This window comes from Microcystis aeruginosa NIES-843, assembly GCF_000010625.1.
GTDB lineage: Bacteria > Cyanobacteriota > Cyanobacteriia > Cyanobacteriales > Microcystaceae > Microcystis > Microcystis aeruginosa.
This window is the reverse complement of record NC_010296.1, coordinates 4,622,041-4,644,992: the sequence shown is the minus strand read 5'-3', so window position 1 is coordinate 4,644,992 and position 22,952 is coordinate 4,622,041. Positions and strand designations below refer to the sequence as shown.

General features: G+C 43.5%; 18 protein-coding genes, 1 tRNA gene and 1 pseudogene. 11 read left to right on the top strand and 9 right to left on the bottom strand.

The features are described 5' to 3' along the window. Positions 1 to 133: 133 nt before the first annotated feature. Positions 134 to 352: pseudogene (locus MAE_RS21980) on the top strand (hypothetical protein); the annotation flags it as partial. A gap of 406 nt (positions 353 to 758) precedes the next feature. On the opposite strand, the gene MAE_RS30680 reads toward MAE_RS21980, so the two are convergent. Beyond that, positions 759 to 980 (bottom strand): helix-turn-helix domain-containing protein, encoded by a 222-nt coding sequence (locus MAE_RS30680; protein WP_012267494.1) that lies wholly within the window; start codon positions 978 to 980, stop codon positions 759 to 761. Between the two features lie 257 nt (positions 981 to 1,237). Between MAE_RS30680 and ldpA the strand changes: the two genes are divergently transcribed. Genes ldpA through MAE_RS21960 form a run of 3 tightly spaced genes read left to right on the top strand, consistent with a single transcriptional unit; the run spans position 1,238 to position 5,541 of the window. Then, positions 1,238 to 2,239 carry a circadian clock protein LdpA gene (gene ldpA, locus MAE_RS21970; RefSeq protein ID WP_012267493.1) on the top strand — a complete coding sequence of 334 codons (1,002 nt, stop codon included), beginning with the start codon at positions 1,238 to 1,240 and terminating at the stop codon, positions 2,237 to 2,239. Between the two features lie 51 nt (positions 2,240 to 2,290). Next, a complete protein-coding gene (locus MAE_RS21965) occupies positions 2,291 to 4,102 on the top strand; it encodes a R3H domain-containing nucleic acid-binding protein (RefSeq protein ID WP_012267492.1) in 1,812 nt (603 codons plus the stop codon). An 11-nt stretch (positions 4,103 to 4,113) separates the two neighbouring features. Next, on the top strand, positions 4,114 to 5,541 hold the full coding sequence (locus tag MAE_RS21960) for a hypothetical protein (RefSeq protein WP_002795888.1): 1,428 nt from the start codon (positions 4,114 to 4,116) through the stop codon (positions 5,539 to 5,541). 201 nt (positions 5,542 to 5,742) lie between these two features. Here the strand turns inward: MAE_RS21960 and MAE_RS21955 are convergent, their stop codons facing one another. Beyond that, entirely contained in the window at positions 5,743 to 6,171 is a 429-nt protein-coding gene (locus MAE_RS21955) for an ATP-dependent zinc protease family protein (RefSeq protein ID WP_012267490.1), read from the bottom strand. 121 nt (positions 6,172 to 6,292) lie between these two features. On the opposite strand from MAE_RS21955, the gene MAE_RS21950 reads away from it, so the two are divergent. The 3 genes from MAE_RS21950 (at position 6,293) to grrM (ending at position 8,350) form a co-directional block, all read left to right on the top strand. After that, complete coding sequence (locus tag MAE_RS21950) at positions 6,293 to 6,637, top strand: hypothetical protein (RefSeq protein ID WP_012267489.1); 345 nt, start codon at positions 6,293 to 6,295, stop codon at positions 6,635 to 6,637. A gap of 48 nt (positions 6,638 to 6,685) precedes the next feature. Continuing rightward, positions 6,686 to 7,003 carry a hypothetical protein gene (locus MAE_RS21945; RefSeq protein WP_012267488.1) on the top strand — a complete coding sequence of 106 codons (318 nt, stop codon included), beginning with the start codon at positions 6,686 to 6,688 and terminating at the stop codon, positions 7,001 to 7,003. 165 nt (positions 7,004 to 7,168) lie between these two features. After that, the gene (gene grrM / locus MAE_RS21940; RefSeq protein WP_012267487.1) at positions 7,169 to 8,350 is read left to right on the top strand and encodes a cyclophane-forming radical SAM/SPASM peptide maturase GrrM/OscB; all 1,182 of its coding nucleotides are present in this window, start codon (positions 7,169 to 7,171) and stop codon (positions 8,348 to 8,350) included. Positions 8,351 to 8,361: 11 nt separating this feature from the next. On the opposite strand, the gene MAE_RS21935 is transcribed toward grrM, so the two are convergent. The 4 genes from MAE_RS21935 to ndhL all read right to left on the bottom strand — a co-directional run bounded on the left by MAE_RS21935 (position 8,362) and on the right by ndhL (position 16,102). Continuing rightward, positions 8,362 to 13,743: a hypothetical protein gene (locus MAE_RS21935; RefSeq protein ID WP_012267486.1), complete on the bottom strand. Its 5,382-nt coding sequence runs from the start codon at positions 13,741 to 13,743 to the stop codon at positions 8,362 to 8,364. A gap of 46 nt (positions 13,744 to 13,789) precedes the next feature. Further along, entirely contained in the window at positions 13,790 to 15,217 is a 1,428-nt protein-coding gene (locus MAE_RS21930) for an AAA family ATPase (RefSeq protein WP_012267485.1), read from the bottom strand. A 319-nt stretch (positions 15,218 to 15,536) separates the two neighbouring features. After that, positions 15,537 to 15,842, bottom strand: coding sequence for a DUF3007 family protein (locus MAE_RS21925; RefSeq protein WP_002733819.1), 306 nt, complete (start codon positions 15,840 to 15,842; stop codon positions 15,537 to 15,539). 20 nt (positions 15,843 to 15,862) lie between these two features. Continuing rightward, positions 15,863 to 16,102, bottom strand: coding sequence for an NAD(P)H-quinone oxidoreductase subunit L (ndhL, locus tag MAE_RS21920; RefSeq protein ID WP_002732218.1), 240 nt, complete (start codon positions 16,100 to 16,102; stop codon positions 15,863 to 15,865). 172 nt (positions 16,103 to 16,274) lie between these two features. Here ndhL and MAE_RS21915 point away from each other — a divergent pair. After that, positions 16,275 to 16,360, top strand: a tRNA-Leu gene (locus tag MAE_RS21915). Between the two features lie 87 nt (positions 16,361 to 16,447). Here the strand turns inward: MAE_RS21915 and MAE_RS21910 are convergent. Then, a complete protein-coding gene (locus tag MAE_RS21910; protein WP_002795886.1) occupies positions 16,448 to 17,086 on the bottom strand; it encodes an HAD-IA family hydrolase in 639 nt (212 codons plus the stop codon). Continuing rightward, positions 17,076 to 18,023, bottom strand: coding sequence for a tRNA epoxyqueuosine(34) reductase QueG (gene queG, locus MAE_RS21905; protein WP_012267484.1), 948 nt, complete (start codon positions 18,021 to 18,023; stop codon positions 17,076 to 17,078). The genes MAE_RS21910 and queG overlap by 11 nt, the downstream gene beginning before the upstream one ends. A 345-nt stretch (positions 18,024 to 18,368) precedes the next feature. On the opposite strand from queG, the gene MAE_RS21900 reads away from it, so the two are divergent. From MAE_RS21900 to tatA, 3 genes are all read left to right on the top strand, one after another. Beyond that, entirely contained in the window at positions 18,369 to 19,034 is a 666-nt protein-coding gene (locus MAE_RS21900; protein WP_012267483.1) for a DUF3782 domain-containing protein, read from the top strand. Positions 19,035 to 19,651: 617 nt separating this feature from the next. After that, complete coding sequence (gene lpdA / locus MAE_RS21895) at positions 19,652 to 21,082, top strand: dihydrolipoyl dehydrogenase (protein WP_041804281.1); 1,431 nt, start codon at positions 19,652 to 19,654, stop codon at positions 21,080 to 21,082. Between the two features lie 98 nt (positions 21,083 to 21,180). Next, entirely contained in the window at positions 21,181 to 21,357 is a 177-nt protein-coding gene (gene tatA, locus MAE_RS21890; protein ID WP_002763330.1) for a twin-arginine translocase TatA/TatE family subunit, read from the top strand. A 125-nt stretch (positions 21,358 to 21,482) separates the two neighbouring features. On the opposite strand, the gene MAE_RS21885 is transcribed toward tatA, so the two are convergent. Beyond that, positions 21,483 to 22,883, bottom strand: coding sequence for a TldD/PmbA family protein (locus MAE_RS21885; protein WP_012267480.1), 1,401 nt, complete (start codon positions 22,881 to 22,883; stop codon positions 21,483 to 21,485). Positions 22,884 to 22,952 lie beyond the last annotated feature (69 nt).

Here is a 22,952-nt window from a genome sequence, read left to right as displayed (position 1 = left end):
ACATAATTTTACCAAATCCGCCTGGCAAAATTTTTGATAAATCTAGTGACAGTATATCTTTCGGGATTTTATAAGTAAAGAGAGGGGCAAGCGGAACCCATCCGCTAAATCTTTGCTGCCATCCCGATATTTTATGGATAAAGATACTCGATTCGCCATTTTAGTCATTGGCATCCCCTTTCTAGGACTAGCTTACTGTGGCTTGATTTTTGCCGTGATGATTTATTGGGTCTGGGGCCGGGAACATCCCGTAACCATGGCCACTTTTTTTGTCCTTGCTCCTTCTTTGATTTCTGGCTCTATTTGGCTGTTAGCTTCCTATAAAGCCCGCCAAAAGCAGCGTTTGGGGTTATGGTTGAATGTAGAGGCCGATGACATTCGTTCAAGAAGAATCAATATGATAAAAAATGACCGCTTACATTTAAAAACGTATGATTAAATTTTTATCATCGACTGTCCTGATTGCCACACAACTAACAGCGATCGCTACTAGGGCCGTCTCCCAACCTTACACACTAACAGGCTCGATTTAAGTAGGGCTGGCTGAATAAATCTAAAAACCTTGTTGGGTAAGACTTTTAGACCTTTTGTCAATCAAAAAGTACTGGATCTGGGAGTGATCGGGGGGAAATTTAGGCACTTTTTCCCTGAAAATTAGGTAATTGGCCACCTCAAAACTGGTAAAACCCCACACCCCACACCCCACACCCCACACCCTGCCCCCACCGAAAAACTTTTTGCCGCAAACCCTAGATATGTCAGTTGTCTTGGCATGGTGCGATCGCTCCAGCTAGTTGTGCAAGTGAGCAGTTAAGGGATTGACATAGCTTTAATGTTTGCGATGGGTTCATTCTGGGTTCCCTGTGGCCTGTTTCCCAATTGCTTACGGTTTGCACTGTCACACCTAACCGTTCCGCTAGTTTTCTTTGAGTTAACCCAGCGTTTTCTCGTAATTTCTGCATACGCTGTCCTAGTTCCATATCCGTCATTATATCTCAAAAATCATCTAAACATACTATTGACATTATATAACTATCATTATACATCAAGAATATAAAGAAAGACGACCGCCCTTCGGTGACTTACTGGTAAAAAGACAATGAAGTTGTTGAATAAATCGGTTTTACTTACCGTTGGTGGCCTAGTACGTCCAAGAAGAATCAATAATCAGTCTTTAGGTAAGAATCAGAGCAGCACAAGGCTGACATTTAGGGGCTGGGCGCGATAGGATGAAAAAGTGCTAGATAAAAACTCCTCTCCCTTAGAGTCCTTAGTTGCGGGTCACTGGTTCAAGCTCATCTGTGGAGCCAGTTACCAGGATTTGCCCACGATTCGCAACCTCGCTTTGACCTATACTATCGTCGGGGCCGATTGTATTGATGTGGCCGCCGACCGGGCTGTGATTGTTGCGGCCAAAGAAGGCATCGAAACCGCCGCCAAAATCGCTGGATTACCTCCCAATCGACGACCTTGGTTAATGGTCAGTCTCAATGACGGTGAAGATCCCCACTTTCGTAAAGCTGTCTTTAACCCGCAACTCTGTCCGGTCGATTGTCCCCGTCCCTGCGAAAAAATCTGTCCCGCTTATGCTATCGATAGGGGAGGAGTGATTGAGCAGCGCTGTTATGGTTGCGGTCGCTGCTTACCCGTTTGTCCCCGGCAAATAATCGAGACAAAATCCCGTGTCTGTCAACCCCAAGAAATTATCCCCTTAATTATCGAAATGGGAGTCGATGCGATCGAAATTCATACCCAAGTCGGTCATGGAGAGGAATTTGCTCGACTCTGGCAAGCGATCGCACCTGTCAGTAAAAACCTAAAAATCCTCGCCATAAGTTGCCAAGATCATGAATATATCATTGATTACCTCCACTATCTGCGAGAAACTATTTCACCCCTAAGCTGTCCTCTGATTTGGCAGACTGACGGCCGACCGATGAGCGGCGATATCGGCAAAGGAACCACCCACCCGGCCATTAACATGGCCAAAAAAGTCCTCTGTGCCAATCTAGCCGGATTTGTGCAGTTAGCCGGGGGAACCAATGACCATACCGTGACCAAATTACAGCAACTGGGACTGAGAGAAAAAATCGCTGGTATTGCCTATGGAAGTTACGCCCGTTCATTGATTTTGCCAATTTTAGAGCATTTAGACCAGCCTAACCTTGAAAATGACCCGCAAGCCTACCAAGAAGCCGTTAAAGCCGCTTCTATTCTCGTTGCTCAATTGAAGGCCTAGCCTTGGTCAAAAAACTATAATATTTTTTAAATTGACAACTAACCCCTAAATGTGTTAGACCCCAAGAAAATCTTGGCAATAAAAACAGCCAATTATCGCCAAAACCTTTTACTATTAATGCCAGAAACCCTACCCTCCTCTCGGATGCCAGTGACCGACGATTTAAACAAACTCTTGGCAATTCTACCCGCGCGGATTCGCGGCAAAATCGAGGAACACCCGCGGCAGCATCAACTGATCGAAGTAGTTATGGATTTGGGACGCATACCAGAAGCGCGTTTTCCCGATGGGGCGATCGATCTGGGGGACGAACCGATCTCAAAAGAAGAAATCCAGTATTCGATCGCCAGGGTGGGCAGTTTTAGCGGCGATAATCGCGCCGGGATTGAACGCACCCTGCACCGCATCAGTGCCATTCGCAATCGAGACGGGGAAATTATCGGTTTAACCTGTCGTATCGGTCGGGCCGTTTTCGGTACGATCACCCTGATTAACGACCTAGTGGAAACGGGTAAATCCCTGCTGCTGCTCGGTCGTCCGGGGGTAGGGAAAACCACCGCTCTCCGGGAAATAGCCCGAGTTTTAGCCGACGACCTCAATAAACGGGTAGTGATTATCGACACCTCCAACGAAATCGCCGGGGATGGAGATATTCCCCATCCGGCCATCGGTCGCGCTCGTCGGATGCAGGTGGCCCGTCCGGAATTGCAGCATCAAGTCATGATCGAAGCAGTGGAAAACCATATGCCAGAGGTGATCGTGATTGATGAGATCGGTACGGAATTAGAAGCTCTGGCCGCCCGCACGATCGCCGAACGCGGGGTGCAGTTAGTGGGAACCGCCCACGGCAATCAACTGGAAAATTTAATTAAAAACCCGACTTTATCGGATTTAGTTGGGGGAATTCAAGCAGTAACTCTCGGAGACGAAGAAGCACGCCGCCGGGGTTCCCAAAAAACCGTTTTAGAACGCAAAGCACCCCCCACCTTTGAGATTGCCATCGAAATGTTGGAACGTCAGCGCTGGGTCATCCACGAGGACGTATCCACCACGATCGACCAACTGCTGCGGGGACGGGAAGCAATTGCCCAAATCCGTTGGGTAGATGAGGAGGGAAAAGTACAGGTCACTCAGGAAGAACCAAAACCGGAAAAGTTGACCCCTTTGCGCGGCAATTATCTGCCGGAAATGGATAAACCCAAGGGATGGCGGGCCGATGGCCGGATGACTCCCGTGGCCCGTTTCGGTGCAGGCGGACTCAACCGGGAAAACGATTTTGATCGCCTCCTCGAACAATCCTGGCTGCAGGAAGAACCGGAAACGGAAAAAGTCCGCGTCCCCGGTCCCAATGGCGAAGATTGGCCGGTTTATGTCTATCCCTACGGAGTCAGTCGCGCCCCGATCGAACAGGTAGTACAGGCCCTAGATTTGCCGATCGTTTTGACCAAAGATTTACAGGAGGCCGACGCAGTGCTGGCCCTGCGTTCCCACGTTAAAAATCAGTCAAAATTGCGGCAAATTGCCAAAGTAAGACAAATTCCCATCCACGGCATCAAATCCAATACCCTGCCCCAAATTTCTCGCGGTTTAAAGCGGATTTTGGGCATTGATGACCCGATGAATCAGGAAGGTGCGGATATGCGTTTATTTGCCCGCAGCGGTAGCGATGACGAGATCGAAGCTTTGGAGGAGGCCCGGTTAGCGGTGGAACAAATCGTTATCCCTACCGGCCAACCGGTGGAGTTACTGCCGCGATCGGCGAAAGTGCGGAAAATGCAACACGAATTAGTGGAACATTACCGTCTCCAATCCGATAGCTTCGGAGAGGAACCGAATCGCCGTATTCGCATCTATCCAGCTTAGGAGTCGGGAATTTGAAGCGACGCACGCTAATTATTATGGGTACGGGGGCGGCGATCGGTGCGGTGGCCGTCCGGATTGTCCATCGTCCCCAATCGGCGGCGGAATTGCGGGCTAAAATGCCCCTAGCTGCAAGAATTAAGCTCTGTCTCGATCTGGCTAAGATTAAACTAGCTACCACGATCGACTATCTCGATAGTTATGCCCGTCGGGGAATTCTCTATCCCTATCTTACCCATCCAGAGCCATCGGGTTTTAATTTCTTCAATTGGCTACGGAGGAGGAATAGTCCCACCCCCGGCACTTGGAAGTTAGAAAAGGCTGATTTTTGGGCAGCCGGAGCTTTTGCTGCTTTATTATGGAAAATTGCTGACTTAGAATCAAACCCTATGGATGCGGGATTTTGGGCAGCTGCCGCGAAAAAATGGAGCGATCCCTTAAAAGAAGCGAGTTTGAAGAACAAAGACATCGCTCTCAATAATGTGCTGGTGTTTGCTCCTTGGTTTGAGTCGGGACGGGGCCAGGAAAAACAGGCAGCTTTAGAGATAACTTTACAGTCCGCCAGACAACTAGCGCAACCTTTTCAGGATGGCAAAGGGAGTTATCACACCGATATCGGGACTTTTGGCTGGTTACGCAAGGCCGATCGCACCGATCAGCAAGAACATTGGCAGGTTTTTATCGACCATACGATCAATATAGAACAAATGCTCTGGGCAAGTCTCCACAATCCTGACCCCAAGGAGGCAAAAGATTGGCAAGAAAAGGCCCTTTCCCACATCCGCACCATTAGCCGCACCTTTGGGGCTAACCGTCGCCCGGGTAAAACGGGAACTTGGCAAAGAGGCTATTTTGATCAAAATGTCAACTCTCCCACCTATAGAAATTTCTTATTTAATGAGGGAAAACAGGGCTGGCGCGATGATAGCACTTGGTCCCGGGGTCAAGCTTGGTTTATTTATGCTGCCACGACGGCCTATATTTACACCGGCGATCCAGAAATGTTAACCATTGCCAAGGATGCCATTAATTATTATCTGGACAATTTGCCCGATCGCTGGCCCGGTGGACAAAGACGCGCCGGGGATTTTATTCCTCCCTGGGACTTTGATTATGCCTTGCAAAAAAATGCCGCTACGGAAAAGGATTCTTCGGCAGCGGCGATCGCTGTGGCGGGGATGATTCGCTTATTAAAAGCTTTACCCAGCAGTGATCCTAGTTATGGAACCTATCGAGAGGCGATCGATAATACTCTCTTGAATTTGACTTCTTTTGCCTATTTTCCCGACGAAACCGCCCCAGAGATGAGTTTATTGCGTCATGGTTGTTATCATCATCCCGCCGCGATTCAACCCAGCCAAATCTATGATACGGGTTTAATTTGGGGAGACTTGTTTTTTATAAATGCTTTGGCTGAATACCAAGATTTACCCGCTACTTAGGGCTGGCTGAATAAATCTAAAAACCTTGTTGGATAATATCTTTAGACTTTTTGTCAATCAAAAAGTACCGGCCCTGGGAGTGATCAGGGGGAAAATTCCTGGACTTTTTCCCTGAAAATTAGGTAATTGACCCCCTCAAAATCGGTAAAACCCACACCCTGCCCCTAGGAAAAACTTTTTGCCGCAAACCCTAAATATAACTTAACTCAGTAAAAAAGACTTATTCGGATGGACAAGAAAGCCTTTTTTCAGCGCTTCTCGTCCTAATAACATCCGAAAACCCATGACATCGCGATTAGTTAAAGTTAATTCGATCGCCCATTGACGACCACCAAGCAATACACTTGTTCTAATAACAGGACGTAGTTGACTTTGACCCCCAGAATTTTTTACCTGTCGCCATTCGAGGATTTCTGCGGTAGTGGTGACAGTGTGGTGACTATCTTTTTGGTAGGGATGAACTTGAAAGCGCAGCCAATTGCGATCGCCATCTCGAAAAGGATGCAGATGAAAAGCGTGTAAGGCCGAGGAGCGAGCGCCTGTATCAATCTTGGCTTTTATTTTGGTAATGCCTAAATCAGGTAAATCGAGCCATTCTCGCCAACCGACGATCACTCGATCGAGGGTCATTTTTTTGTCTCTCGTCTAGAATATTCATTAATGTAGCAGAATTCTTAATTTCCTCCCTCTAAAAGTTTACAGATTGAATTTGAGCGACTACAATTAGACCATTCAAACTCCCGGGTGTAGTATGAATTTAAAACATCTGCTTCCGAAAATATTAACCACGATTTTGGCCACGCTCGTCACTTTTGTTTTTAGTCCTAGTGGGAATAAAGCTCTATTAGCGGCCGATACTCAGGCTGATCATCAGTCTAATCTAGAGGGGCGATTAGCAAAAGTTCGGGAAATGATCGGTCGGCAGCGCATTATCGATGAAAAGCCACAGACTTTAGATAAATCGGTTAAAATAGGGGGGCAAGCGATCGCTAAAAAAACAGATGATGGCGGTTCTGGTGGGGGTACAATTCCCACTCCCCCTACTCCTTGGCACAATTGGAACAATTGGGGTAATGAACCTCAAGCTAATCGATAAATCCTCAAACAATTTGTAGTATGTATTACATTATTTTCACGAGGCACTATGAGACAGAAACGTAACTTTTGGCAAAAACTAGCAATTTTGCTGACTACGACTCTAGCAACACTTTTCGGCTACGGTCAATCGAAAGTCTTATCAATAGAAGCTAAGGCCGCCTCTAGGTTGGGTGTGCAGGAACGTTTGGATCGGGTGAGAGAACAGCTAGAATTGCATAAACAGGAATTAAACAGTCAAGATTATGCGTCGGACTCCCCGAATAAACCAATAGATAATTTAGAGGAACAATCAGAACAAAGATTGGCACAGTGGGGCGATTGGTACAATGGCTGGAGAAACTGGGCAAATTGGGGAAATTACTAATAGTTTTCGAGCAATTATCACTCCTGAAATAGCTTAAATGTAGCCCCTCTTATTTTTGAATCCTGTGTAAAGGCTAATTTTTGTCTATATACACTTACTCCTGACACACAAAAACCTTACATCTTATTTTTAGCGAGAACTATTATCATAATTCCACGGGTAAAAATGATTGAACTTCTCAGACAATATATAGACAATTGGGGATATAAACCTTCCGAAAAGGGTTCAGTCAAGTTAGTGGTTATTCAACCCACAACTTTTTGTAATTTAGATTGTGACTATTGTTACTTGCCCGATCGCCAGCTAAAATACAAACTATCCCTAGAACTGATAGAACCAATTTTTAGAAATATTTTTGCTAGTGATTTGATTGATTTGCGGGGATTTACGATCGTTTGGCACGCGGGAGAACCGCTAACAGTGCCTATTTCTTTTTATACTGCTGCTATCCAAATCATCGATAAATTAAATCAAGAAATTAATCCTAATCCCTATCAAATCGAGCATTCCTTGCAAACTAACGCCACAATGATCACGCAAGAATGGTGTGATTTTATCAAAGAATACGACCTAAGAATAGGGGTTAGTATCGACGGGCCGGATTTTATCCATGATGCTCATCGTAGAACTCGCACCGGCAAGGGAACTCATGCAAGTACAATGAGAGGTATCAAGTTACTACAAAATAATCAGATTCCCTTTTCTGTTATCGCAGTTTTGAGCGATATATCCTTAGATTATCCCGATGAGATTTTTGATTTTTTCCTCGAAAATAAGATTCGATATGTGGGTTTCAATATCGAGGAAATAGAGGGAACAAATCGTTCATCTTCTCTGCAAAACAACGGGGTTGACGAGCGTTATCGCAACTTTATGCAAAGATTCTATGGAAGGGTTAAAGAAGCTGAAAACCTCCTGCAAGTTCGGGAATTTGATGATCTTTACAGCCTGATCTGTCAGAAGTATAGTTTTCAAGGTCAATTCACCCCTTTTACCATGATTAATATCGCTCATAATGGGGATTTTTCGACTTTTTCTCCAGAACTATTATCCATGAAAAGTGATGTTTATGGCGATTTTATTTTAGGAAATATAACTCAGCACGACCTGCGATCAATTGACCAAACTGACAAGTTTAAAAAACTCGATCGAGATATCCAAGCAGGGGTTAAAATGTGTCAAAAAACCTGCCCTTATTTTTCGCTCTGTGGTGGTGGCGCTCCCGCTAATAAATACTATGAGAATGGCACTTTTCGGAGTACAGAAACAATCTATTGTCGATACACCAAAAAAATTATTGCTGATATTATCTTAGAGGCTCTAGAGAAACAATTAGGAATTGTTTAAATTCTTGGCAATTAAGGTTCTGATGGCTGCTTTGGTATTTTTGAGCAAATCTTCTCCATTTCTTGCTTATTTTCTTCCATATTAGGAACTTCTTTACAGGCATTATCCATTAGCGAATGTAAATAATCCTTACTTTCTGGAATCGGCCAGAAACGAATTTTAGGTGCAGTGGATATGGAGATGAGTTGACGAGGTTGGTCTCGGAAGAAAATACCTCTGATTGGTCGAATATGACCATTATGTTTTGCGATTAATTCTCCACTTAGTGGTTGTGAACTGTCTATTGATTCGAGATCATCTTTCCAAGTCCATAATCGCACCGAACGATCCTCGGAAGCGGTCACCAAAACTTTGTCTTTGGGAAGATAAGCAATTCCTCTTACGGAGCCATCATGATCTTCAAATCTAACTTTTTCCTTACCGTCGAGGCTCCACAGACGAGCCGTTAGATCATCGGAACCTGTTGCCAACAACCATTGATTATCTTTATAGGGTATGTATTGAACAGTGACCACCGCCGCAAAATGGCTAAAATCCTTTTTAGGTTCCAATTGTTTATTAGAAACACATCCGCCATTATCAAGTAAATTCAATAAATAAATTTGTCCATTGGCTGAACCTATAGCTATTTGTTGATTATCGGGGCGAATAGCAATACTCAATACGTCACTATTGATAGATATTCGACAAAGAGGAGTGGTATCATTTTTCAAGAGAGCCGCCACACTCCTAATTTGAATGATACCGTCCCGGGAACCGGTTGCTAACAACGATCCATCTTGACTAAAGGTGAGACTCCAGATAGGTGAATTTGGCTGGTCAGAATTAGGCACAGAAACCTCTGCTTGATCCCGTAGTCTGTGGTTAGTTTGTGATTGGAACCTCCAGAGGCTAAGAATTCCCCCCCAGGAACCCGTGGCCAAAAGGTCTGGCTGGTTATTGTTAGGTTGAAAACTAATGCTGGTTATCGGATCAGTATTTCCATTAGACTTGTTTTGGGAGTAAAATGGTTTATCTGGTTCTTTTTCATCAGATAAATTCCAGAGTTCAATGCCTGTATTGGGGGCAGTGGCTAATAGCTTGCCATCACTGCTCAAGCTCGCTTGATATAGGGAAGTTTTAGGATTAACAGCAAATTCTTGGCGTGGGTCTAGTTTCCAGCGACGCACTTCTAGTTCTGAATTGGTAGTTAACCATTGACGATCACCAGATAATTGCAGTCCTTGTATCTCGCGGTCATGGGCTTTAAATTGAAATAATTTCTGACATTCTCTACTAATAATTTTTAGCAGGCCATTTCTATAGCCAATTGCTAGGAGACTATCGGGCATAAATTCAAATTTACTGAAGACAAGTCCTTCCGATGGGCATGATTTGATCTCATTATTTGTCAAGTCGAAATTGACCAGACTGCCATTTTCAAAGCCGATCGCCAAAAGCTGCGTATCGAAATTAAAATCTAGAGCAATTACCGCTTTTTGTACCTGGGGCTGAATAGTCCTAATTTTCGCTAAGTTATTTAAATCAACTATCGCCGTTTCACCACTGTTAAATCCTAAAGCTAGTTTTGGATTGTTCTTATTGTGGCTAAGATCGGCACTCAAAATTATCGATGATGGATTTCCCGATGATTGTCGAGATGGTCGGCTATGTTTTTGGGATGTCACATCTTCTAAACTAATTCTGTTTTTTACCGGTTTTTCTGGCGATATCTCCCAGAGGAATTCTTTTTTTTTCTGATTGACTGTATCGTATAAAATAATTTGAGATCCCGATACTGTCATCAGCCATTGCGAATTTGGGTCAAACTTGAGAAGATTGACATTACCCGGATGCTCGTAGTGATAAGTTGGTTCTTTTTGGGTTGGTTCTTTTGGGGACGATTCCCAATTTTTCCAAATCAGAACTATTTGTCTATTTCCATCCCCGATCACTAGGGCTATTTTCTGCCCATCAGGACTAAAAATAATGCGATTAATTTGCTTCAATTCTATCTTCTTACCTTGAAAGGTAAAATTAGAAATATTGGCAAGTTCTTTCACTTTCTGTTTTGAGTAGTTTCCCTGTGCATCAGTCTGGCGTTGTAGAATTTGACCATTAGTATGAATAGTAGTAACTATATTTTTATCTGGTTGCAAATTAACATCCATGATGTTACTAGACTTACCGTTATCATCTTTGCCTAGATCGTATCGATAAATATCCTGTTTATCTATAGTCTCGAAAGTTTGTTGAAGTGCCAATAAAGGGGATGTCGTCGGATAACTATCAAATCCTTGAGAAGAATTAGTCTTCACAAGTTCGTTTAACTGTTGTCCAGCTTGCCAGGCGCGAAAGAACAAGTTCTCTAAATTCCCATAGCCTGAATTAAAACTTTTTATGACCCTCGCACCATCTATTTCTGCTTTATTCTGCTTGGTTAAACGATCGCTAGTTATCCAAGCCAACCCCGACATGATTGCGCCAATTGTCGTTATCAAACCTATTGCACCAACCACATATAATTTTTTTCTCGCCTTCTCTGTCTGATGTTCGGCCTCGTTTTTTGCCTTGATTGCCTCGTCTAAATCTATCTGTAGCTTAACTTTGGCTTCGGCAGCGGCTGCCCTAGCTTCGGCTGCTGCCGCTTCTCTGGAAATTTTATCAATCTTTGCCCTGTACCATTCCTCTCGCGCTTTCGATTGCTCTCGAATCAGTCGTGATAGATAATCATGCAGGAGTTGGTATTGTTTTTCCGATGTTTCTTTATAAACTACGACTAGCTTTGATTGAACAAAAATATCCAAGACTAAAATCAATCGAATATCGTCGTTATCTTCGATAGTTTCCCTAAAATCTTTCAAGGTTTTGAGCGGTCTTTTGTCATCTTCATCAGTTAATAAGTACAACACCAGATCGGCTATCTCTTTATTTTTTTCTCCACAGGCCTTAACCACATCATTAAGGTATTTTTTGATTAAGCTATGTTTAGGGCTATTCTCTCCCTCTGCCAATTTTATATATTCTGCCAAACTGCTGATTTCTTCCTCTTGCAGTTGCGCTCCTACGATCTGTAGCTCGATCGGTCGTACCTGTTCGGTATTTCCCGCTAAATCATCGACTAATTTTTCAATCAAATTATCTTCTAGCTTAAATTGAGAATTACTGGTTAAATCCCTAATTAGCTCTTTAGCTTTCTCCTTAGTAAAATTATGAAGGGGATAACGATTTTTATAGCTCAAGACATCTTGATAATCAGCATCTGTGGTTCTTTCTGATTGCTGATTATCTTGAATATATTTCTCTAGTTCGAGAAGATAGTGCAGGTAATCCTCTCGCAACGAGATAACAATCAAGACATTGCTAATTCCGAAACATTGTTTTAAAAAATCAAAAAATCTCGTCCTCTCTTGAGGATTTTTGCAAATAAAGAAAAAGTCTTCAAATTGATCTAAAATCAACACGGTAAATACTTGATCTTGCTGACTTTTCAGCCGCTCGATCATCAATGCTTCTGGATCACTTTCAATAGCTGTAGCGATCGCAGTATTTTCTGACTCTGCATGAACTAAAGCATGAATATTAAGCAGTTTTCTTTCTTTTTCTAGCTCCTGCTGAATTTCTTCTCTCCAATCTCTTGTTTTTGATAAACGCAAGAATAAGGGCATTATTTTCAAGCCCTCGAAGATTTCTTGTCTTAATTGGGGAACTAATCCCGCTTCTAGCATGGAAGTTTTACCTACTCCTGATGGACCAAGAACGATCGTCAGCTTTTTCTGATTCCGAGGACTTAGCCTCCTGATAATTTCCTCCACATCTTGCTGACGACCGGAGGCATCGATCGCCCGATCTGGAATTTCTTCTCCTCCCGTGGGACTAACCGGAGGACGTAAACTCGAAGCCCCCACGAAGGCCAGTAGCCCGTTTTGCCCTTTAACTAACAAAATCTCTTGTTTTTTCTGAAAAGCTTCCTCATATTGCCGCTGATGGAAAAAAACCTCTTGTAATTCTTCGAGAATTTCGATATGTAGTGCTGGTTCATAGTGATCGTGGGCTGCCAGCTTATCTCTCGCATCCTCGATCGTCTGCAAGACGCGCTTGAGAGTTTTAATCGCCAGTTGCCACTTCTCTAGATGTTTTTTTGCCTGGGCCAGAAGCAACAGGTAACGGGCAGTATGCCATCTTTGGATTTGCGGACTTCTTTTTAGTCTTTTCAAGGCCTGTAGCGCTAAACTAGCCGCCTTTCTTGCTTCTAGTATCTCCTCCTGTTTTTCTTTAGTTTCCTTGGCCTTTTCCAGGGCAATTTTGGCTTGAAAACTATAATCTTGGGCGAGAGGCAGTGGATTTTGTAACTGACTATCTAGGGCGATCGAGTCGGCAGCCAATTGGGACAATTCTGGCCATTTTTCCAGATTTTGTAACACCCCCCCCAGTTCATTGCGTAATTTAGCAGCGATCTCGGCATCTTTATTGTCGAAGATTTGACAGGCATTGCTGAGATATTTCTCCTCCTCTTGCCAATGTTCTCTGGCTTTTGAGCTTTCTAACAGAGCCAAACGATGGTGACAAAGACTAAGGCAATAATCGAGAGTTCCTTCGGCGGTCTTTTCGGCAATTGTCTGACAAATTACTAAACTTTCTTGATATTTTTCGATAGCTTGTTTAACTAGCTCAACGCGCATTTCGATCGGTTGCGGTTTCAAGGAGCGGTCATAACAATCTCCTCCCTGAGCGAAAATATAACTAGCCCTGAGTTTCTGTTCCAATTCAATCTGTCTTCTTTCTAGTTCCTGCCAAGCTGAGGCGATTTCTTGGTAACGGCGACGATAATCAGCCAGTTTTGTACTATTAATAGATGTGTAGGGTAAAAAACCGATCGCCCCATTTTGCAGCACGGCACGAAATAACTCATCCGCTGCTTTATGCAAAAAGTCACTTAACTCTGTGGTTGTCCAGTGAAAGGAAAAAGACTTCCCTCCACTAACAAAATCCGGTGCATTTTGTCGGAGCGAAACCAACACTTCATCCGTTACCCATAACAAGAGAGGGAATTGAAAGCTGTTTTGAAACTGGGTTCTAACTTGATTAAAATTAGAAAAAAGGGTTTCAAGACTTTCAACTTGTTCTAACCCCAAAATAATTAGGGCTGATGGTGTTTTTTCCCGATGCCGCAAGACAGTTTCAATTTCCTCAAAAAGTCTGGTGGCTTGTGGAGAGAGCGTCAGTTCTTCTAGATCGAAGCTGCTATTCTCTTGATGAAATCGATCGAGAATAGATTCTCTTAATTGAGAATAATTACAACGGGCTAAATTCAAAGAAAACTTGCCTATGCCAGTACGAATAGCACGGGTTAAGACTTTTACCGCCCGATCATTGTCAGCCATAATCACATCATCGCTATAGTTACCGACCATGGTTAGGAAAGTGTGGGGTTAGGGAACTGGGAACGAGAGCCTATCTCTATCCTAGTCTAGAAGACTCTTTTTTAAATTGTTCGGTTTCTTTGAGCATGGGATTTACGCCAAACCATCGCCCTTGGTCATCTCTATACTCAAAAACCCACAATCGTCGAGGAAATTCTTGATAATTCTCCACGTCACTGCTGAGTTGTTTGTCTCGATCGATTTTTCGCAACATTTCCCAGTCATTGCTACCGATCCCCACCAGCATATTGTCTCGATACTCGCGAATAACTCTTTCTAAACTGTTGGGTGAGATGGGTAAATCATCATCCAGCAAACAGCTTTGTAAGACTAACAGTAAAGTACGAACATGACCCCCACTGATTTGACAGAGGCGATTCAATACGGTTTCATCTTGGAAAACTTGGGTGATTAAATCAGGCTCTAGATGTTCCTCTGGCGACACATCGGGAAAAGCTCTCGCCATCACCATCTGTTTGAGTAACTTCAATCCCTGTTCGTGAACAGTCCCTTCTCGTTCTTCCGCCAAAATCATCGGTAAAATCGAGGTACTTTTGCCAATGCGCTGTAGAAGTATCGCAGCTTGGGCAGAAAAAAGTAAACTCAGCGGTACAGTATAGACTAAATGACATTTAATTTCAGTCAGCACGCTCCCCCGATTGATAAAGATATATTCTGGTTGGGTGCAGTTATAGTTAGGAATTATTTGATTGGCGATTCGTTCTAGGTTATCCACGATCACCACTAAACCTTTTTTCCCTTTTTGTTTTAGTTTTTCGATGGCGGGTTTGAGAATCTCATCATTTAGGGACTCAATTAAAGAGGCGGTTCGAGAGTCGAGAAAGGTACGCAATTGATTACGAGCCTTGGGACTGGTCTTGATTTCTGCCGAAATTTTCGCTAGTTCTACCCCCAAACTTAGATTGACGGAATCGAGTTCTAAGGGGGTGGTTAATAACCCAGCTATTTCTCCCAGTAATCGGCGAAAATAGCCCGGAAATAGACGAATATCTATCTCTTCCAAATTCTCTACTACTTGACGAGCGATCGCTAATAAAATATCGGGAATATCGACGTTATGAGTATCTAAATACTCATCAGACATAAAATAAACCACGTGGAAACCCTCCTCAAGCAGTTCTCCTGTTAGTCGATTTAACTCGGTGGATTTTCCCCCACCAATATGTCCTGTAAAGAATTGATAACTAGAATCATTGCCACTTCTTTGCAAAGTTTTAACATCTTTCTTGATCCTGTCAATAATTTTACCGCCTCTCACACTGGCGAAGTCGGTGTAATATTTCCTATCTTCATCATTCATTTTCAGGGGTTTGAGAGAGTCACAAGCATCGTAGAATCGATCGTAATCTAGCTCTCTGTTTCCGCTCGAAGACGATGGGGCCGCTCGACGGTTAACTAGAAATTTCTCCAGTCCGTCCAAGTTCTCGCTCTGATTTTGATTCATAAACAACGCTTCTACAAAAATGGATTATCCATATCATAGATCGACGCAACTTGATAGGGAACAAATATTTTTATTCTCGACGGAAATTTTATCCCCTAATTGCTAAAACGACTTTTTCTATTGCTTCTTTCATGACCTTCTAAAACAATCTTAACATTAGTTCTCTTGACAAACGCCTCATCATAGGATTGTTTTAATTTCACAGAACTACACAGCAGTGGAATTATTTCCCACCGATTATTTAAAGACTTTAAGGACTAAATCAGATAAATTGGGCTATTATCAAGCCCAGATGCCAGATAAATCAGTTTTAACTGCTTTATTTAGTTTTTTCTTCTTCAATCTCCCGCTGCATTTGGGCGATTTCTTCGGGAGTCATCGCTTCCAGACGTTTTTTAAAGACGGCATCTTCGTAATCTTTGCGCTGTTGGCCGTAGGTCATATTATCGGTGGCGACTCGAAACAGATAGGTAAAAATCCAACCGATGACACCACCTACCAACACCGCTTGACTCCAAATTCCCGCCGAAGCACTATCTAAACCGGTTTTTTGTAGGATAATGTAGAGGATGCCGCCCACAGCAAACATCCCTATACCGATCCCGATGACATCAATGCGTCTCATGGGTTTTTTTGGTTGATAACTTAAGCTTTGAGGGTACGACGTTGGGGACGGAAGTTAAGGAAAGGACTTAACAACAGCATCCCAGGGAAGAAAAAGCTCATCAGAAAGTACATAAACCCTCTTTCCCAAGAAGAAGCCACATACCAGCGCGTATTGAGGTAGTAGTAGATAACGGCGGGAATGACGAGCAAATACAAAACACTGAGAGATAGGTAGATCAGGGCGATGATAATGGTTTCTTGCGTCAGAATTGATTGCATAAGGATTGATTTTTCTCAATAGCTGTCGGTGAACGGCAATTCACCTGCTGATTATTTTACCCCCTCTTTCCCCCTTTGCGGCGATCGAATTGGCGGGCTAAAATAATTTGCTGAAAATACTCTTGCCAATTAAATTATTTGTGATATGATAAAAAATTGTCGGTTAAATAACGGGGGCGTGGCGGAATGGTAGACGCTACGGACTTAAAATCCGTTGAGCCTTATAAGCTCGTGAGAGTTCGAGTCTCTCTGCCCCCATCGATCGAAGTCTATATTTAAACTGAGTATTGGTAATTTTAGTACAAATGCCCAAACTGCCTCTCCTTGCCCCTAGGAAAAACTTTTTCAGCCAGCCCTATCTAAAATATCCAATAATTCTAGGGGATGATGAATGAGATGATCGGGGTTAAATTGAGTGAGAATTTGAGGGGAATTAAAGCCCCAAGCGACGGCCACCACTTGCACTTGACTTTTTTGGGCAGCAGTAATATCTCTAGTTTCATCGCCGACATAAATCATTTCATCGGGACAGAATTTATTTTCTCGAATCAGGCGATCGATAATTTTGTGTTTGCCGAATAAAGGCGTTCCAGAACAGATAAAATCAAATAAATTTAAGAGTTGATTATTTGCTAAAAATATGGTGACATTTTCTTTGGTATTAGAAGTTATGATTCCTAATCTATAGCCTCTTTCTTTAAGAGTGGCGAGGCAGTGATGCCAGCCATGGAAGGGTTTCAGACATTCAATTTGTTTATTTAATTCCCGTTTAACTCGATAGAGTAAAAAAGGGATTTTAACGGGGGAAACTTGGGATTGTTTAATAATTTCTTGGGAACTAAGGTTTTTTAGTCTGGCCAAATCTTCCTCGTTGACGGGTTGATAACCAAAATTTTTAGCCAAACGATTGACAATCTCCACGAAAGTATCGTGGGTATCGGCGATAGTACCATCAAAATCGAACACGACCACTTTAATTGTCATCTTGTGCGGGGTGAGGGGAATGAGCTAAATTAGCTTGGGCATTACGTCGCCACTGCTGGGGTTTAATTCGACGTAGGGCTGACGAGATGAAACGACGATCCCACTCCTCTATAGTTAGATTAGCTAATTCATCCAACCTTGGCGAGAGGTTTTCGGGACGAGGTTGAAAATCCTCCACGTCGGTAACTTGGGCAAAACGTTGATTCCAAGGACAGACATCTTGACAGATATCGCAGCCGGCTACCCAACCTTGTAAATTCTTGGCAATTTCTGTAGGCAAAGTTACAGCACGATTTTCGATGGTATGGTATGCAATACAGCGATTAGCATCCACCACATAGGGACTAACTATTGCTTGGGTCGGACAAGAGCTTAAACAACGGCTACAGGTGCCACAATGGTCACTATGGGGTCGATCGGGTTCTAAAGGTAAATTAGTTAATATTTCGGCTAAAAACACCCAACTGCCGTAATTACGGGTAATTAAGTTACCGTTCTTGGCAATCCAGCCGATCCCTGCTCTTTGGGCCCAAACTTTATCCTGTACCGGTCCTGTATCCACATAGTAACGGGTTTGAATTTGCTCCCCCTGACTTTCTAACCATTGACTGAGGGCTTTTAATTTTTTACTTAATACTTTGTGATAATCCCTTCCCCAAGCATAACGGGAAATTTTGCCATGGTTTTGTTCTTGACTGTGTTGCTGGGGGGTGTAGTAGTTAAGGGCGAGACAAATTAGCGATCGCACTTCTGGCCAAAGAGTTGTGATATCCTGTCGTTTCGGGTTAGTCATCCAATCCATATCAGCGTGATAACCCCGCTCTAACCAGCTTTTTAGATGGGATACCGCCGAGTCTTGGCTGTCCACAGAGGCAATACCGACCCCATGGAAGCCCAACTCTAGCGCTTTTTCTTTGATCTGTGTTTCTGTCACCATAGAAATATCTTAAGTCAAGTATTTGTAACAATTATTTACAATTATCAATTTATTGAGCCAAATCCCAGGCTGAACAGTTAGAAACCATGATCAACGAAGAAACTGTGGTTCCCGTCCCCGCTATATCGTCCTCATACTAAATCCAGTTATTAAAAACTGATTATTTATTCTCCGTTTTGCCTTTTGCATGAGTAGAAAACGGGTTTCTCCGAGAAACCCGTTTTCTGTGCGTTACTCAACGGATTTGTATAACTATTGACTTGCTCAATTAACACCCGTCCCTAAAATGACTTGTACTTTGCTAGTACAATTATAGTAAAATAAGAAAGATTAAAACAAATAACCATGTCTCAACCGATTACCATCGAAGATATCTATAAACTTTTTGAGAAAACTAACGAAAAGTTTGAACAATCACGCCAAGAATACGATCGCCGGGCTGCCGAAGCCAAGGACGAAGCCGATCGCCGGGCTGCCGAAGCCGATCGCCGGGCCGCTGAATACGATCGCCGGGCTGCTGAAGCCAAGGCCGAAGCCGATCGCCGTTTAGCCAAGCTAGAGAAAACAGTGGCCAATACCAGTCGTGCCGTGGATAGTTTAACCACTCGCTGGGGAAGATTTGTCGAGGAATTAGTCGAACCTGCTGTTATTGGCCTATTTCGTAGCAAAGGTATCGATGTCAAAGAAACCTACAGTCGTGCCAGGGTAAAACGGCAAGGAATAGCCATGGAGATTGACATTTTAGCCGTCGATGAAACCGAGGTAGTTTTAGTAGAATGTAAGTCTCGTTTATCGAAAGATGATGTCAACGATTTTTTAGAAAAATTAAGTCGATTTAAACAGGCATTTCCCCATTATAGAAACTATCAGGCTTATGGTGCAGTGGCGGGAATAGAAATAGACGAAGGAGTAGATCGTTATGCCTATAAACAGGGTTTATTTGTGATTAAACCATCGGGAGAAACGGTAGAAATTATTAATGATTCTGGTTTCGAGCCTAAATTATGGTAGGAGAAAGATGGGTCTTTCATCTGGCAAAGTATTGGCGGGAGGTCTAATTTTTCCAATCTAGCACTAAACTAACTTATGGATACGATGCAGGATTAGTATTCATATCTTGGTTAAGTAACACGGCTCTTCGGTAATTGTTATGCAATGGACGGGGGTTATAAGGGATGGAACCCTTATATAGAAAGGCATTTAGCGATTTTTGTCAATTATTTTTGATCTAGAGCGAACTAATCAATTAAGTCTCTTACCAGATAAGGATTTAGTCGATTTATGACCCCCTATCGAACCATACCAAGTAACGAAGAACCAGTAACACCTTGCATAATTAATTTTTGAGGATTCAAAAACAGCAAAAATAAGGCTTAAATAGCCTAAAATCTGTGAATAGAGCATTTAAAATTCTCCTGACTACTGACGACCGGCTCCTAACCCCAACAACAATTTTTGATTTTTACCAGAGGTCTAGTAACGTCTTGTCCTAAAATTGCCAATAGCCAGTTTCAATGCACAAGAGCCTGATGGCTAAAAACTGGCTCCAGTTTTTGACCGGGATAGCACAGCTTGATCGCAGTGGATCGTAAAATGAGATAATGCTAACTTTGAGAGTCAGAGAGACTATGAGTGAATTCGACTACGATTTAATTATTATCGGTGCTGGAGTTGGTGGCCACGGGGCAGCCCTACACGCAGTCAAATGTGGGCTAAAAACAGCTATTATCGAAGCCAAAGATATGGGAGGAACCTGTGTTAATCGCGGTTGTATTCCTTCTAAAGCTTTGCTGGCAGCCTCGGGACGAGTGCGAGAATTAGCCGATAGTGACCATCTGAAAAGTCTAGGTATTGCCATCGGTGGCGTTAATTTTGACCGTCCAACAATTGCCGATCATGCTAACAACCTTGTCAGTAAAATTAGAGGCGATCTCACTAATAGTCTTAAACGTCTCAAGGTTGATACTATCCACGGTTGGGGAAAAATCGCTGGCCCGCAAAAAGTTAGCGTCATCGGGGATAGTGGCGAAAAAATCTACACCGCTAAGGATATTATGCTCTGTCCGGGGTCGGTTCCCTTTGTCCCACCGGGGATCGAGATCGATCATAAAACGGTTTTTACCAGCGATGAGGCCGTTAGATTAGAAACTTTACCCAAGTGGATCGCAATTATCGGTAGTGGTTATATCGGTCTGGAATTTTCGGATATATACACCGCTTTGGGTTGTGAAGTGACGATGATCGAAGCTTTAGATAGTCTCATGCCTGGATTTGACCCAGAAATCTCGAAAATCGCGGAAAGAGTTCTGATTAAACCTAGAGACATCGAGACTTATGTGGGAGTTTTGGCAAAAAGTATTAAACCGGGGAATCCTGTGGCCATTGAACTGGTGGACGCAAAAAGCAAAGAAGCGATCGAAATTTTAGAAGTAGATGCTTGTTTAGTCGCTACAGGAAGAATCCCGGCGACAAAGAATCTCGGATTGGAATTTGTTGGGGTAGAACTGGATAAACGCGGTTTTATTGCCGTTAATGACAAAATGCAGGTAATTCAGTCCGGTGAACCGGTTCCCCATCTCTGGGCCGTGGGCGATGCTACGGGTAAAATGATGTTAGCTCACGCTGCTTCGGGTCAAGGGGTAATAGCCATTGAAAATATCTGTAATCGCCCAAAAACCATCGATTATCGCAGTATTCCCGCTGCCGCTTTTACCCACCCCGAAATTAGTTATGTGGGTTTAACGGAACCGCAAGCAGAAGCTTTGGCACAGCAAGAAGGCTATAAGGTGGCTTCTGTCAAGACCTATTTTAAGGGAAATTCTAAGGCTTTAGCGGAAGGAGAAACGGAAGGCATCGCTAAAGTCGTTTATCGTCAGGATACGGGGGAATTACTCGGTGTTCATATTATCGGTATCCACGCATCGGATTTAATTCAAGAAGCGGCCAATGCGATCGCTGAACGCCAATCCGTCCATGAACTCGCTTTCCGCATCCACACCCATCCGACTCTCTCAGAAGTCCTCGACGAAGCTTACAAACGCGCAGAAGTGGCAGCATAGAGTCAGTTATCAGTTATCAGTTATCAGTTATCACCGTTAAGTTTCCGACTCCTGAATTCTGACTCCTTTCTCTTTTTTTACTTTTTACTTTCAAGATTATGTTTGGATTAGGTTGGCCAGAAATAGTAATTATTGCTGTCGTTGTTCTCCTGATATTTGGACCGAAAAAAATACCCGAATTTGGGGCAGCTTTGGGGAAAACTTTACGGGGATTTAAAGAAGAAATCAATCAAGATGATCAAGAAATTGAAGACAGTGACGAGAAGATGAGATAGATTTCGCCCTTATGAAACTCCGCTACAGCAGTTATCAGTTATCAGTTTTGAGTATTAAGTGAGCATCATCAAATAGCAGTTTTCTGCTGTCTTTTCACTGATTACTGATTACTGTTTACTGTTCACTAAATATCTGCTTCTCCCCCCACCACCACATCGCGGATACGGAGACTGGGGCCGCCGCAGCCGACCGGTAAACCACTTTGACCCCCTTTTCCGCAGCCTCCTGACTCATCCCAGTAGAAATCATCAGCAATTGCCTCAATATTGGCTAGGGTTTTAAAGACATTACCGGAGAGAGTCACATCTTTAACGGGTTCAGCAATTTCTCCATCGCGAATCATCCAAGCTTCCCCGGCGCTAAAAGTGAACATTTCGCCGTTAGTCATGCCTCCCTGCCAATTTTGGGCATAAACTCCCGTTTTTATCCCCGAAAATAACTCTTTAACGGGAGTGGTTCCCCGTTCAATCCAAGTGTTGGTCATGCGGACAATGGGCGGATAATGATAATTGAGACAACGAGCGTTACCTGTCGGTTTTTCGCCTAATTTGCCCGCCGTTTCCCGCGAATGCAGTCTTCCCACCAAAACCCCATCTTTAATTAACTGAGTCGTGGTCGCGGGGGTTCCCTCATCGTCATAAAAATAACTGCCCCGATGACCTTCTGGACCTGCCCCGTCAAAGATTTGCAGGTTATCCGGTCCGAAACGTTTGCCCATACTCATCACTTCCAAAAGGTCAGGATTTTCGTATAACATATCTGCCTCGGAAAGGTGGCCAAAAGCCTCATGGACGAACAGACCGGTTAAAATGGGGTCGATGACGACGGTGTAGGTATCGCCCTTGACAGGGGGCAAAACTAGGGCTTGTACAGCCCGTTTAGCCGACCCTTGCACCTGTTCCTCTAAATTGACCAGATCCTCGAAAGCTTTTCGGGATCCTGTGGTTTCCCGGCCCGTTTGTACGCTGTCGCCATCCCTAGCGGTGGCCGAAAAACGCATTTCTACGTCTGACCATTTTTGTTCGATTAAAGTCCCGTCAGAAGTGCCTAAAAGAATATGTTGACTGCTATCGCTGTAACGGACGGAAGTGGTGGCAATACTGGGATGGTGTTGACGCAGTAAATTATTATAGCGATCGCAGAGGGCTTTTTTATCGGCTAATGGTACTAAACGGGGATCTGTTCCCGTTAAAGGCAATTCACAGGAGATAATTACAGGTTCTACCGGAGCAATCAGGGTTTCTTCTTCCCCAATTAAACGGGCAGCAGCGATCGCATCTTCTAATCGTTCCTGTAAACTGGATAATTGATTAAAGCTGGCAAATCCCCAACCTCCTTTATAACAAGCGCGTACCTGACCACCGATAGCAATACCTTCGCTGAGGGTTTCCACTCGTTCGGAACGTAGTAGAATATTTGTCCCTCGCGCTTCTTCCAGACGAATTGTCAGGAAATCGACGCGGTTTTTATAACGGTTAATCAGTTCACTAATCAGGTTTTTATAATCGTTTAGAGTATCGGTCATGGGAATTAGGAAGTGGGGTGTGGGGTGTGGGGTGTGGGGTGATGGGGAGATGGGGAGATGGGGAGATGG